At 59.0% G+C, this 12,476-nt stretch carries 12 protein-coding genes; 4 read left to right on the forward strand and 8 right to left on the reverse strand.

What is annotated here, in order from left to right; all coding sequences use genetic code 11:
* The first annotated feature begins 12 nt into the window (after positions 1-12).
* Entirely contained in the window at positions 13-912 is a 900-nt protein-coding gene (locus ACA079_RS13785; RefSeq protein WP_497703935.1) for a LysR family transcriptional regulator, read from the forward strand.
* 34 nt (positions 913-946) lie between these two features.
* Here ACA079_RS13785 and ACA079_RS13790 read toward each other — a convergent pair whose 3' ends face one another.
* Entirely contained in the window at positions 947-1,978 is a 1,032-nt protein-coding gene (locus ACA079_RS13790; RefSeq protein WP_497703936.1) for a D-cysteine desulfhydrase family protein, read from the reverse strand.
* Between the two features lie 140 nt (positions 1,979-2,118).
* Between ACA079_RS13790 and ACA079_RS13795 the strand changes: the two genes are divergently transcribed.
* Complete coding sequence (locus ACA079_RS13795) at positions 2,119-3,000, forward strand: LysR substrate-binding domain-containing protein (protein WP_497703937.1); 882 nt, start codon at positions 2,119-2,121, stop codon at positions 2,998-3,000.
* 143 nt (positions 3,001-3,143) lie between these two features.
* Here ACA079_RS13795 and ACA079_RS13800 read toward each other — a convergent pair whose 3' ends face one another.
* Positions 3,144-4,298 carry a cytochrome P450 gene (locus tag ACA079_RS13800; protein ID WP_497703938.1) on the reverse strand — a complete coding sequence of 385 codons (1,155 nt, stop codon included), beginning with the start codon at positions 4,296-4,298 and terminating at the stop codon, positions 3,144-3,146.
* Between the two features lie 82 nt (positions 4,299-4,380).
* Between ACA079_RS13800 and ACA079_RS13805 the strand changes: the two genes are divergently transcribed.
* Positions 4,381-5,145 carry an ArsR/SmtB family transcription factor gene (locus ACA079_RS13805; RefSeq protein ID WP_497703939.1) on the forward strand — a complete coding sequence of 255 codons (765 nt, stop codon included), beginning with the start codon at positions 4,381-4,383 and terminating at the stop codon, positions 5,143-5,145.
* On the opposite strand, the gene ACA079_RS13810 is transcribed toward ACA079_RS13805, so the two are convergent.
* Positions 5,142-5,750: a LysE family translocator gene (locus ACA079_RS13810; RefSeq protein WP_497703940.1), complete on the reverse strand. Its 609-nt coding sequence runs from the start codon at positions 5,748-5,750 to the stop codon at positions 5,142-5,144. The two genes, ACA079_RS13805 and ACA079_RS13810, sit on opposite strands and share 4 nt — an antisense overlap.
* 105 nt (positions 5,751-5,855) lie before the next feature.
* Here ACA079_RS13810 and ACA079_RS13815 point away from each other — a divergent pair, with 105 nt between their 5' ends.
* Complete coding sequence (locus ACA079_RS13815) at positions 5,856-6,761, forward strand: LysR substrate-binding domain-containing protein (RefSeq protein WP_497703941.1); 906 nt, start codon at positions 5,856-5,858, stop codon at positions 6,759-6,761.
* Positions 6,762-6,774: 13 nt separating this feature from the next.
* Here the strand turns inward: ACA079_RS13815 and ACA079_RS13820 are convergent, their stop codons facing one another.
* The 5 genes from ACA079_RS13820 to ACA079_RS13840 all read right to left on the reverse strand — a co-directional run bounded on the left by ACA079_RS13820 (position 6,775) and on the right by ACA079_RS13840 (position 12,476).
* Positions 6,775-7,302 carry a serine acetyltransferase gene (locus tag ACA079_RS13820; protein ID WP_497703942.1) on the reverse strand — a complete coding sequence of 176 codons (528 nt, stop codon included), beginning with the start codon at positions 7,300-7,302 and terminating at the stop codon, positions 6,775-6,777.
* Between the two features lie 163 nt (positions 7,303-7,465).
* The gene (locus ACA079_RS13825; RefSeq protein WP_076031364.1) at positions 7,466-8,485 is read right to left on the reverse strand and encodes a branched-chain amino acid aminotransferase; all 1,020 of its coding nucleotides are present in this window, start codon (positions 8,483-8,485) and stop codon (positions 7,466-7,468) included.
* Positions 8,486-8,753: 268 nt separating this feature from the next.
* Positions 8,754-10,139 carry a dihydrolipoyl dehydrogenase gene (lpdA, locus tag ACA079_RS13830; RefSeq protein ID WP_497703943.1) on the reverse strand — a complete coding sequence of 462 codons (1,386 nt, stop codon included), beginning with the start codon at positions 10,137-10,139 and terminating at the stop codon, positions 8,754-8,756.
* 3 nt (positions 10,140-10,142) lie between these two features.
* Complete coding sequence (locus tag ACA079_RS13835) at positions 10,143-11,417, reverse strand: dihydrolipoamide acetyltransferase family protein (protein ID WP_497703944.1); 1,275 nt, start codon at positions 11,415-11,417, stop codon at positions 10,143-10,145.
* Positions 11,418-12,476, reverse strand: a complete 1,059-nt coding sequence (locus ACA079_RS13840) for an alpha-ketoacid dehydrogenase subunit beta (protein ID WP_007895121.1) — start codon at positions 12,474-12,476, stop codon at positions 11,418-11,420.

Here is a 12,476-nt window from a genome sequence, read left to right on the forward strand (position 1 = left end):
AAGTGATGGGTCATGATCGGAAATCTCAGCTTGGATCAGTTGCGGATCCTGGTAACCATTGCTGATACAGGCAGTTTCTCGGCAACGGGACGTCACCTGCGGCGTGCTCAATCTGCCATTAGCCAGTCGATTGCCACACTTGAGTCAGTTCAAGGTGTGAGGCTGTTTGATCGGAGCGGCCATCGTCCAACTCTCACTGAGGTAGGTAGAGTGCTAGTGGTTCAAGCGCGCGCAGTGCTGGCAAGCGCTGCCCAGTTTGAAGCAATGGCCGCAAGTACGGCAGCAGGGGTTGAACCGGAGTTGGCTCTCGCCATAGACCCTTTAGTCCCTAGCGCACCGCTCATCGAAAGCCTGCGCGCTATCCGTGAGGCTTTTCCGCATCTGGCAGTGAGTTTTTCCACAGAAGGCTTAGGCGGCGCAGAGCGCCGATTGCGCAACGGCGATGCGGCACTGGCGCTTTGCACATTGATTCCGACAGTGCCCGATGATGTCACCGCACTGCCGCTGCTCAGCGTCGACTTGAGGCCAGTAGTAGCCAGCGGGCATCCCCTGGCCATGTTAGGCCGTCCGGCAACAAGTGCAGACCTCAAGCCTTATGTGCAACTGGTACTTTCCGATCCGGTTTCTCCCGACGGCCCTAGCTATGGGGTGACGGGCAGTCACCAGTGGCGGTTTGTAGATTTGGCACGGCGGATGGATTTTTTGCTCGCCGGGTTCGGTTGGTGCCGAATGCCAGAGCATCTGATTGCGGATCATCTGGCTTCAGGACGCCTCTTGCCGCTTGAGTTAGCCGCCGAACTTCAGCGCACACCAGACACACTTACGATCTACGCAGCGCACATGCAAAATCGCTCTTTAGGGAAAGCAGGCCGATGGCTTCTTAATGATCTGACCCGTCGTCTGTGCATGTGATGATGCGAAGACGACTGACATCAGTGATTAACCGCTAGGACTGAAAGGTTTCCCGATAGGCATACAAACCCGGTGTTCCACCGGTCATCACGAACAGCACGTTGTCCCCGGAACGGTAGCGTCCTTGTCTAAGATCGGCCAACAGCCCGGCGAACGCTTTGCCGGAGTACACCGGGTCGATCAACAGGCCTTCGGCGCGAGCCATCAGGCGCACTGCTTCCTGCATGGCTGGCGTCGGCAGACCGTAACCGTCGCCCAACTGACTGCCGTCAATGGCAACTTCTTCAGCCTGAACGACGTCACTACTGCCCAACAGCGCCAGTGCGTCTTGAGTCAATTGCCGGGTTCTGGCCGCTGACGTGTCTCGATCGGACAAAACCGAATAGGACTTGACGATCGAGGTGCCTCGGCCCAGCAACTGGAAGCCCGCCGCGAGCCCGGCGTGGGTGCCGGCGCTGCCGTTGGGCACCACGACTTGATTGAAGGTGAGGCCGAGTTCCGACTCCTGCTGCGCGATCTCCGCTGCGCAGCGCGCATAACCGAGACTGCCCAGAGGCGTTGAGCCACCGGTGGGAATCACCAGCACGTTGCGCCCCGAGTCCCTAAGTTGCGTGGCCCGTGTTTCGGCCACGGCGAGTGAGTCGCTGCCCCCGGCAAGCACCTGTAGGTTTGCGCCGAACAATTGGTCGAGCAGAACGTTACCGTTGAGTTCGTAATCCACATCGGTTTTGGGTACCGCGCGGGTCAGGATCAGTTCGCAGGAAAGGCCCAGACGAGCACACACCGCGGCGGTTAGGCGCGCGTGGTTGGACTGAATGCCGCCCACGGTGATCACCGTGTCGACTCCGGCTGCCAGCGCTGCGCCGATATGGAATTCGAGTTTGCGCAGTTTGTTACCGCCACCGCCAATCAGCATATGATCGTCGCGCTTGAGAAACAGGCCGATTCCCTGCGACTTCAAGCCCAGGAGTTGTTCGAGGCGTTCGGCGCGCTGAATGGGCGTGGGGCCTTGTAGAAGGTCTGCCCGCGCAAAAGAACTCAGTGACGTGTCCAGTACGGTTTGCATCAATGGAGCCTCGTTGTTCACGTTTATTAAAGTGACTCTATGGAGAAAAACCCTCGTGATAAACGCATTGCCGGTTATTACTCCTTTAACCTGATGTACTTAATCAAGCGTTCCGTTTCCTCCCTTCACAAGGCATGGTCATGAGCAAACTCAGGCAAATGGAAGTTTTCGTCGCCGTGGTCGAGGCGGGCAGCTTTGCCGATGCGGCCAGTGACATCGGGATGTCGGCGGTCATGGTTGGACGGCATATCCAGAGCCTGGAGAAAACCCTCAACACCCAGCTCATTCAACGCACCACCCGACGCCAATCCATCACCGGGGAAGGGCGGTTGTTTTATGAAGAAGCCAAGCGAGCACTGGAGCAGGTGAAGTACGCGTTCAGCCGGGTGGAGGCGTCGAGCCCAGAGCCCAGTGGCCTGTTGCGAATCACCGCGCCGATGACCCTCGGCGTGGCATTGGTCGGTCCTCTGGTGTCGGAGTTCATGCAGTGTTATCCGCAAATCCAGGTCGAGCTGATTCTGAGCAACGAAGTGGTGGACCTGTACGAGACGTCATTCGATCTGGCGTTCAGGATCTCCGAACTGATCGGCGTGAACCTGCTGGCCAAGCCATTGCCACCGTATCGAATGGTGATCTGCGCATCGCCCCGGTATCTGGAAAAATGGCAGGAACCCCAATCCCCCGAAGACCTGCACCGACACAGAATCCTCACCCACACGTCCTGGAACAACCGGTTTGCCTGGCCTTTGCAAAACGGCGCCAGCGAGGTTCCCTGGCCCGAAGGAGCGGTGCTGAAAAGCAATGACGGCCAAGTGCTGCTGCAGGCGGCCGTGGCCGGAGAGGGGATTCTGATGCAGCCCGATTTCCTGGTGTCGGCTGCGTTGGCCAAAGGTGAACTCGTGCGGATCCTGGACGCCTACGCGCCACCGCCCAAGCCGGTACAGATGGTTTATCCACGCTCGCGAAAATCACTGCCCAAGTTGAAAGCCTTTATCGATTTTGTTGCGCAGCGACTGGCGTGACCGTTGCGGATGCGGATTTTTCAGCAGGGATTCGATAGGTTTCGGCGCATCAAAAGAAAGCATCGTTTGTCAGGCCGCCTTCGCGAGCAAGCTCGCTCCCACAGGGGATTCTTGTCGATCACGAATACTGTGTGCGACACCCATCAACTGTGGGAGCGAGCTTGCTCGCGATGAACGATGACGCGGTCGCTGAATAGCGGAATGCGGCCGTTGAGGGAAGGGCGGTAGTGCCATTCCAATTGGTCTAGCGCGGGTCTCATTGCCAGAATCTCCCTCAACGTAGCGCTGGCAATGCTTAGGGCCAATGTCTGCCCCGGACATTGATGCCGCCCAGCCCCAAAGGTGAAGCTGCGCCGGTCCGGACGATCAAGAAGAAAGACGTCGGGATGGTCATTGAGCTGTGGATCGCGATTGGCCGAGGCCAGCAACACCAGAATCACGTCGCCAGTATTCAGACTTATACCCTCGATTTCACACGGCGCCGCGACAAACCGGCGGGTGTTCTGCACCGACGGATCGAAGCGCTGAACTTCAGCGATCAAGTCGTCAACGGGTGTCGATTCGCTGCGCAACGACGGGTTCCGAATCAACGCCAACAGCGCATTGCCGATCAGCCCGGCGGTGGCTTCATAGGTCTGGGAAAACAGCCCGATCAGGTTGGCGATCAACGTCTCAGAGTCGCCAGCTGTTGCCGCGAAGCGCTGGCGGATCCCGGCGAGCAGGGCGCTCTGATTGCTCGGGTCATCCAGCAACTCAACGAAATAGCCGCTCAAGTGTTCCGCCGCAACATGCGCTGCATCCCGTTGCGCCTGATCGCCAAGGGGCGAAAGGCACGCGACGAAGTCCCCCGTCAGCTCGCTGATAGCCCGACCCTGAGCCGGAGAGAACCCGAGCAATGCAGCCACCACGCAAACCGGCCCGCGGAACATCGCCTTGTACAACCCATCGGCGCCCGGAGTGATCAGGCGAGCGCCGACCAGCGCATTGACTTCATCTGCATCAATCGACGCCAACCCTGGTTGAATCGCCGACCTTGGGCAACGCTGCCGTTCGCCCTCATTCATCCGCATCAACTGACCAAAGACCTTGCCGGCCATCCCGCCAACAATCGCCTTGGGCACCGGTTCGTGGGACGGTCGGACATGACAGTCAGGGTGCGCCAGCACGGCCGCCACGGCTCGGGCGCTACTCGCCACCCAAACGTCCAGTCCTTGGTGAAAAACCAGCCCGCCCTCCGCGCGCAGTTGCGCGTAATAGGGATAAGGATCGGCATGAGTCGCAGCGATGATCGGGTCCATGGGTCGCAGCCTTGTTTGTGGTTGGAAAAGTGTTGCTACTATCTCCAGTCCAAAAGGGCCTTGATTCGTCCGGGAGCGAAATATGAACGTAGAACAGCACGACATCGGCGTCTCTCAGGTGGCTGCGGCGATCGCGGAACCAGCCCGGACGAAAATTCTCTGTTCGCTGATGGACGGCCACGCCCGCACCAGCACCGAGTTGGCGGCGATTGCCGAAGTCAGCGCCTCCACCGCCAGCGCGCACCTGGCCAAACTCAAGGAATTGGCGCTGGTGCGGCTGCACGTGCAGGGCCGACATCGCTATTACAGCCTGACGGACAAGCGCGTCGCCCAGGCGCTGGAAGCGTTGATGGTGATCGGCCAGAGCGCTGCGCCGACCTTCAATTCGCGTACCCCGGATCGCCTGCAATTCGCCCGCACTTGCTACGACCACATGGCCGGCACGTTGGCGGTGCTGCTGCATGACCGGATGATCGAAGCGGGATGGCTGCTGGAAACCGATGAACAGGTCTATCAGCTAAGCGACAGCGGTGAGGCGTTGTTTGAAGGGTTGGGTATCGAGGTCAAGGACTTGAGCACGCTGCGCCGCCGCTTCGCCTGCCCGTGCCTGGACTGGAGCATGCGTCGGCCGCATCTGGGCGGCTCGTTGGGGGCGGCGTTGTTGCAAACGGCGATCAAACGCAAATGGGTGACTCAGGACCTGGACAGCCGCGCGCTGGCGTTGACCGCGACGGGGCGAAAGGAACTCAGCAGCCGGTTCGCCGTTGAACTGCCGGTTCAGGTATCGGCAGCACAACCCGCGTCCACCGAGACCCGGCGTCGCGCGATCGCCAGTTCTGCGCCTTAGCGACTGGCCGAGGCCATCAGCACGCCGAAGCCGGCGAAGGTCACGCCCGAGACTTTCGCCGCCAGCCAGGAACCCTTCGGGCTCGACAACCAGCCTTTGGCAGCATTGGCGAGCAACGCATAGCTGCCATGCACCAGAATCACCAGTACGGCGTAGGAGGCCACCAACTTGAAGAACTGGGTGGAGAAGTGCGCCGAGGTGTCGATGAATTGCGGGAACACTGCCAGAAAGAAAAACACAGCCTTGGGGTTCAAAAACTGGATCGAAGCCGCTTCAAGGAAGCGGTAGCCTGGGCTTGAGGGGCGTGTTTCAAGCAGCGTGTTGAAACCAGCCGAACGCCAGCTTTTGTAACCCAGGTACAACAAATAGGCAGCCCCGGCATATTTCAATGCGGTGAAGGCGTTGGCGGAGGTGCTGAGGATCAGGCCGACACTGGTGGCGCTGATGGCGGCGACGATAAACGCACCCGACGCGATCCCCAAAATGCCTGGCACTGCCCCCGTCCAGCCGTGGCGCACCGCGTTGGACAGGGTCAGGACCACGCCAGGCCCTGGACTCAAAATGGTCAGGGTGGCGAAAAGTAGGAAGAGTCCGTAGCTGTTCATGTCTTGCTCCGTCAGGTGGCGCTGGCTGCGTGCGGGCAGATTGGCGTGGCGACGTGGGCGTGACAAACGCTTTAATTGCGCTGCATATGTGACTAAATTAGACGTATGACAAATCCACTACCACCGCTTAATGCTGTTCGCGCCTTCGCCGTTGCTGCTCGCCATCAAAGTTTCAGCCTGGCGGCCGAAGAGCTGCATGTCAGTCACAGTGCCGTCAGCCGGCATATCAAATTGCTTGAGGAACACCTGGGCGTGCTGCTGTTCGAGCGGCGTGTCCGTCAATCGGTGCTGACGCCGGCCGGTCAGCGTTTTTATGAGCAGGTCAGTGCCGGGCTGGCGCAGATCGCCAACGCCGCGGCTGAACTCAAGCAGCACGCCTCGCTGCCGACCGTGAAGATCAATGTCCGTCCATCTTTTGCGATGCTTTGGCTAGCGCCCAGACTGGAGGATTTCATTGCGCAGCACCCGGACATCAAACCGCAAGTGATTACCCAAACCCAGGCACCCGATCATGCGCGCGACGGGTTCGACATCGTCATTCGCCGTGGTCGTGACGATTGGGCGCCGGCGATTGAGGCGCGAGCGCTTTTCGAAGACGAACTGTTGCTGGTTGCGGCGCCTTCGCTGATCGAACGCCTGGCCCTTGAGGACCTCGCGTCCCTGAGCCAGCACACGTTACTGACCGCCAAGGCGCGTCGCGAAGATTGGCACAACTGGGCCCTGCATTTTGGCCAATCCCAGTCAGCCACTCAGGTCACCCGGCAGTTTGATCACATGCACCTGGTGCTTGAGGCCGCGGTGGAAGGACAGGGCATTGCCTTGTGCCCGACCTCTTTGCTGGGCACCCATCTCTCGAGCGGTCGTCTGATTTGCCCGTTGCCCGAGTTGCGGATGCCGTTGCCGCGTTATTACTACGGTGTTGCGCCGGACGTGACGGTGCAGACACGGGTGTTTGTGGAGTGGTTGTTTGTCCGCATTGCTGAGGATGAGCACTCACTAGCAGGTTCTTGATGTTATTGAACGATTATCGGGCGTTATAAAAAGTAGCGCCTTCAGGAATGTTTTTATTGACGAAGGACATCGCCCCGATAGTAACGTTATCACCAATTGAGAGGGTGTCCGCGATGATGCAACTATTTGCTCCAACACTTACGTTATCGCCGATCTTGAGGTCATATTCAGGTAACCCCATGGTTTTTATGCCAATGGTGGTATTTTGACGGATAAAGAAATTTCGGCCGATCTGAACATAACCAGTGATGACGATCCCAGGCAAATGGCCGATACGAAAGCCGGGCCCTATTTTGGCATCAATACTTATTTCAACCCCGTACTTCAGATTGATCTTCCTTTCCAATCGTTTCGCATAAACGCGGAACAAACCTTTTCGAGCATTTAAATACTGCGCAAGTCTAAATAAAAACAAGTATCTAAGCGTATTGTTCTTTCTGGTTCGTTTAAGAATGTTGGTTATCAGGCCGATGTGACTTCCCGGTTTTTTCTTGTTTGAAACTTCCGATTTCCAATGCGTCGTCAAAGTTTCTAAATTCACGGCGCAGCCCCTAGCCTTACGGCTCTGAAAAATGGATTAGTTTAACAAGTGAGCCATGGAATGGGTACGGACCCTGAATAGCCATTCTTTTGGCAATAAAAAACCCACCCATCGCCAAAGCGATGGATGGGCTATGTGCCGCTTGGGATCAGGCCCCGTCAAATCAAACCTTGACGATCCAACCCGCTGGCGCTTCGATGTCGCCGGTCTGCACACCGGTCAGCTCTTTGTAGAGCTTCTGGGTGACTGGGCCGACTTCGGTTTCGCTGTGGAACACGTGCAGTTTGTCGTTGTAGCTGATGCCGCCGATCGGGGTGATCACCGCAGCAGTACCGCAAGCGCCGGCTTCCTTGAAGTCGGACAGCTTGTCGATGAACACGTCACCTTCAACCACTTCCAGGCCCAGACGCGATTTTGCCAGCTCGATCAACGACAGACGGGTGATGCCCGGCAGGACCGACGGCGAGTTCGGGGTCACGAACTTGTTGTCGTGGGTGATCCCGAAGAAGTTGGCCGAACCGACTTCTTCGATTTTCGTGTGGGTCATCGGGTCCAGGTAGATGCAGTCGGCGAAGTGGGCTTTCTTGGCCTGGGAACCTGGCATCAGGCTGGCCGCGTAGTTACCACCGACCTTGGCTGCACCGGTGCCTTGTGGGGCGGCGCGGTCGTAGCTGGAGATCAGGAAGTTGTGCGGGGTCAGGCCGCCCTTGAAGTAGGCTCCGACCGGAATGGCGAAGATCGAGAAGATGAACTCGGGGGCGGTACGCACGCCGATGTTGTCACCCACGCCGATCACGAACGGACGCAGGTACAGCGCGCCACCGGTGCCGTAAGGCGGGATGAAACGCTCGTTGGCGCGGACCACTTCCTTGCAGGCTTCGACGAACTGCTCGGTGGACACCTGTGGCATCAGCAGGCGCGCGCAGCTACGTTGCATGCGTGCGGCGTTCTGATCCGGGCGGAACAGGTTGATCGAACCGTCCTTGCAACGATAGGCCTTCAGGCCCTCGAAGCATTGCTGGCCATAGTGAAGGGCAGTAGAGCCTTCGCTGATGTGCAGCACATTGTCTTCGGTCAGGGTGCCTTTGTCCCACTCGCCATTACGCCAGTGCGACAGATAGCGCTTGTCTGTCTTGATGTAGTCAAAACCCAACTTGTCCCAATTGATGCTTTCGTTACCCATGACACCCTCTATCACTTAACAACCGCCGAAACGGTTCAAGGCTTCTGACGTTTTTCTGGATGGGGACAACAATACTTCATTCCGAGGTGGTTTCGCAGCCGGACTATCGGCTGATTGGCAGATAAATTGTGTCGCCTGCGAAAATCGCGAGCAAGCTCGCTCCCACACTTGATCCGGGTCTGCCTTGAAATCTACAAACACCACAAATCCCCTGTGGGAGCGAGCTTGCTCGCGATGAGGCCATCACTGACCCCATCAATCCCCTGAGTTACAGATGCAGCGCATGCCCAAGCGCACGCAACGCCGCTTCTTGAACAGCTTCGCCGAGCGTCGGATGCGCGTGGATGGTGCCTGCAATGTCTTCCAGCCGTGCGCCCATTTCCAGGCTCTGACCGAACGCCGTCGACAATTCCGACACACCCACACCGACCGCCTGCCAGCCGACAATCACATGATTGTCACGCCGCGCCACGACCCGCACGAAGCCGCTTTTCGATTCCAAAGTCATCGCCCGACCGTTGGCCGCAAACGGGAAGCTGGAAACGATGCAGTCAAGACCCGCAGCCTTGACGTCGTCCGGTGTCTTGCCGACGACCACCAGTTCCGGGTCGGTAAAGCACACGGCGGCGATGGCGGTCGGGTTGAACTCACGGGATTTACCGCTGATCAGTTCGGCAACCATCTCGCCCTGAGCCATGGCCCGGTGCGCGAGCATCGGTTCGCCGCTCACGTCGCCGATGGCATACACGTTGCGCATGCTGGTCTGGCAGCGGTTGTCGATCTTGATCGCCGAGCCGTTCATGTCCAGGTTCAAACCTTCGAGGTTCCAACCCTGGGTGTTCGGTTTGCGGCCAACGGCCACCAGCACCTGGTCGGTTTCCAGGTTCAGGGTGTCGCCGTTCGGGTCAAGCACTTGCAGTGTATTACTAGCAGAATCAAAGCCTTGAACGCTGTGCTTCAAGTAAAGCTTTATGCCGAGTTTCTTCAGTTCGTCATGCACAGGCTGCGTCAGTTCGGCGTCGTAGGCTGGCAGGATGCGATCCTGGGCCTCGACCACGCTGACGTCGGCGCCGAGCTTGCGATAGGCAATCCCCAGCTCCAGACCGATGTAACCGCCACCGACCACGATCAGCCGTTTCGGCACGGAGGTCGGCGCCAGGGCTTCGGTGGAGGAGATGATCGGGCCGCCAATCGGCAGCATCGGCAGGTTCACGCTTTTCGAGCCGGTGGCAAGCACCAGGTGCTCGCACTGAATGCGCGTGTCGCCGACTTCTACGGTTTTACCATCGATAACTTTCGCAAAACCTTGAATAACCTGGATTTTGTTCTTTTTCAGTAGCGCCGAAACGCCCGTGGTCAGGCGATCGACGATGCCGTCCTTCCACTCGACACTTTTGCTGATGTCCAGGGTCGGCGCCGACACGCTGATGCCCAGCGCCGAGTGTTGGCTGTGGTGCTGCGTCTGGTGAAACTGTTCGGCAACGTGGATCAACGCCTTGGACGGAATACAGCCGATGTTCAGGCAGGTACCGCCTAAGGATTCGCCTTCAACCAGAATGGTCGAGATGCCCAGCTGACCGGCACGAATCGCCGTTACATAGCCGCCAGGGCCGCCGCCGATGATCAGTAGCGTGGTGTTCAAAGACTGTTGCATGCCTTACTCCACAAACAGGGTGGCGGGTTGTTCGAGCAAGCCACGAATGGCCTGGATGAATTGCGCCGCGTCCATGCCATCGACCACGCGGTGATCGAAGGAGCTGGAGAGGTTCATCATCTTGCGAATCACGATCTGGCCTTTGACGACCATCGGGCGTTCGACGATTTTGTTGACGCCGACAATCGCCACTTCCGGCAGGTTCAGCACCGGGGTGCTGACGATACCGCCCAAGGCGCCGAGGCTGGTCAGGGTGATGGTCGAGCCGGACAGCTCATCGCGGCTGGCCTTGCCATTACGGGCAGCGGTAGCGAGGCGAGAAATTTCCTGAGCGCTGTCCCACAAGCTGCGGGTTTCGGCGTGACGGACCACCGGCACCATCAAACCGATGTCGGCTTGGGTGGCGACGCCGACATGCACTGCACCAAGGCGCGTGATGACCTGGGCTTCGTCGTCGTAACGGGCATTGATCTGCGGGAAATCGCGCAGGGCGACGACCAATGCGCGGACCAGGAACGGCAGCAAGGTCAGCTTGCCGCGGGTCGCGCCGTGTTTTTCGTTCAGATGAGCGCGCAGTTCTTCCACGGCGGTGACGTCGATTTCTTCGACGTAACTGAAGTGAGCGGCGCGCTGAGTGGCGTCCTGCATGCGCTGGGCAATCTTGCGGCGCATGCCGATGACCGGGATCTGTTCTTCGTCGTTACGTTGGGCGTAAGCGGCGGCAGCGGTGGATTGCGGTTGCTGACCCTGCGCCAGATAGGCGTCGAGGTCTTCGTGCAGCACGCGACCGGCAGGGCCGGTGCCACGCACCAGACGCAACTGGATACCGAGGTCCAGCGCATGTTTGCGCACGGCTGGGGAGGCCAGAGGACGCTCATCAGCTTCGCGAGCAACCATCGGGCCTTGGCAGACAGCGGCCGGACGCGGCGCTGCAGCGGCGACCGGTTTGCTTTCAACAGCAGCTGCAACTTTCGGCGCCACAACCGGCGCTTCTTTAACGGGTGCAGGCTGGGCCGACTCTTTAACGTTGCCCGCGCCTTCGACTTCAATGCTGATCAGGATGCTGCCAACCGCCATGACTTCGCCGGGCACACCGCCCAGCGCAATCACCTTGCCGTTCACCGGCGACGGGATGTCGACCATCGCCTTGTCGGTCATGACATCGGCGAGTACCTGATCTTCGACGACCATGTCGCCGACTTTGACGTGCCATACCGACAATTCAACTTCTGCAATGCCTTCACCAATGTCCGGCATTTTAATAACGTGCGTGCCCATTCAGACCTCCATAACCCGATGCAAAGCCGCGCCCACTCGGGACGGACCAGGGAAATACGCCCACTCTTGTGCGTGCGGGTAGGGAGTGTCCCAACCGGTGACGCGTTCGATAGGCGCTTCCAGGTAGTGGAAGCAGTGCTCTTGCACCAGGGCGACCAGTTCGGCGCCGAAACCGCAAGTGCGGGTCGCTTCGTGAACGATCACGCAACGGCCGGTTTTCTTCACCGACTTGACGATGGTGTCCAGGTCCAGCGGCCACAGGCTGCGCAGGTCGATGACTTCAGCGTCGATACCGGTTTCTTCAGCCGCCACTTGCGACACGTAAACGGTGGTGCCGTAAGTCAGGATGGTCACGTCCTTGCCCGGACGCGCGATAGCGGCAACGTCCAGCGGCACGGTGTAATAACCGTCCGGCACTTGGGCGGCCGGGTGTTTCGACCACGGGGTTACCGGACGGTCGTGGTGACCGTCGAACGGGCCGTTGTACAGGCGTTTTGGCTCGAGGAAGATCACCGGGTCATCGTTTTCGATGGAGGCGATCAGCAAGCCTTTGGCATCGTACGGGTTGGACGGCATGACCGTGCGCAGACCGCAGACCTGGGTGAACATCGCTTCAATACTTTGGCTGTGGGTCTGGCCGCCGTAGATACCGCCGCCGCAAGGCATGCGCAGGGTCATCGGTGCGGTGAACTCGCCGGCCGAGCGATAACGCAGGCGGGCGGCTTCGGAAATGATCTGGTCCGATGCCGGGTAAACGTAATCGGCGAACTGAATCTCGGCCACCGGACGCAGGCCGTAGGCACCCATGCCCACGGCCACGCCGACGATGCCGCTTTCGGAGATCGGTGCGTCGAACACCCGGGAAGTGCCGTACTTGTTCTGCAGGCCTTCGGTGCAACGGAACACGCCGCCGAAGTAGCCCACGTCCTGGCCGAACACCACGACGTTGTCGTCACGCTCAAGCATCACATCCATGGCCGAGCGCAGGGCCTGGATCATGGTCATGGTGGTCGTGGTCATGGCGGTTTCCAACTCGATTTTGTTGTTGTGATCGTTCAT

Source organism: Pseudomonas sp. LBUM1645, from assembly GCF_059716185.1.

Bases quoted from the DNA above. Each gene is read 5' to 3' on its own strand.
- ACA079_RS13785 (WP_497703935.1), top strand. From the start codon at position 13: ATGATCGGAAATCTCAGCTTGGATCAGTTGCGGATCCTGGTAACCATT.
- ACA079_RS13790 (WP_497703936.1), bottom strand. From the start codon at position 1,978: ATGCAAACCGTACTGGACACGTCACTGAGTTCTTTTGCGCGGGCAGAC.
- ACA079_RS13795 (WP_497703937.1), top strand. From the start codon at position 2,119: ATGAGCAAACTCAGGCAAATGGAAGTTTTCGTCGCCGTGGTCGAGGCG.
- ACA079_RS13800 (WP_497703938.1), bottom strand. From the start codon at position 4,298: ATGGACCCGATCATCGCTGCGACTCATGCCGATCCTTATCCCTATTAC.
- ACA079_RS13805 (WP_497703939.1), top strand. From the start codon at position 4,381: ATGAACGTAGAACAGCACGACATCGGCGTCTCTCAGGTGGCTGCGGCG.
- ACA079_RS13810 (WP_497703940.1), bottom strand. From the start codon at position 5,750: ATGAACAGCTACGGACTCTTCCTACTTTTCGCCACCCTGACCATTTTG.
- ACA079_RS13815 (WP_497703941.1), top strand. From the start codon at position 5,856: ATGACAAATCCACTACCACCGCTTAATGCTGTTCGCGCCTTCGCCGTT.
- ACA079_RS13825 (WP_076031364.1), bottom strand. From the start codon at position 8,485: ATGGGTAACGAAAGCATCAATTGGGACAAGTTGGGTTTTGACTACATC.
- lpdA (WP_497703943.1), bottom strand. From the start codon at position 10,139: ATGCAACAGTCTTTGAACACCACGCTACTGATCATCGGCGGCGGCCCT.
- ACA079_RS13835 (WP_497703944.1), bottom strand. From the start codon at position 11,417: ATGGGCACGCACGTTATTAAAATGCCGGACATTGGTGAAGGCATTGCA.
- ACA079_RS13840 (WP_007895121.1), bottom strand. From the start codon at position 12,476: ATGAACGATCACAACAACAAAATCGAGTTGGAAACCGCCATGACCACG.